General features: G+C 49.6%; 1 pseudogene. It reads right to left on the reverse strand.

The features are described 5' to 3' along the window. Positions 1-231: pseudogene (gene prfB, locus FS628_RS33525) on the reverse strand (peptide chain release factor 2); the annotation flags it as partial. Positions 232-244 lie beyond the last annotated feature (13 nt).

Here is a 244-nt window from a genome sequence, read left to right on the forward strand (position 1 = left end):
AGAGTCGGTGGTATTGATATGGTGTGGAGGGGGGGGAGTCGGGGGGTAGGTATGAATGTTGAGATGGTGTGTGGGAATGTGGAATTGAATGGTATGATGAATGTGGGGTAGGAGATGAGAGGATAGGAAGGAGGTATGTGTAGGGGGTGATGAGTGAAAAGGAGATATGGGCAGGAGTCGGTGTAGAGCCTTCTCGGCTTTCAGATAGGCATAAGGGTTATGTGCGTTGATGGAGAACGTAAGA

Source organism: Paenibacillus xylanexedens (assembly GCF_007676705.1).
In the GTDB taxonomy this organism is placed as follows: domain Bacteria; phylum Bacillota; class Bacilli; order Paenibacillales; family Paenibacillaceae; genus Paenibacillus; species Paenibacillus xylanexedens_C.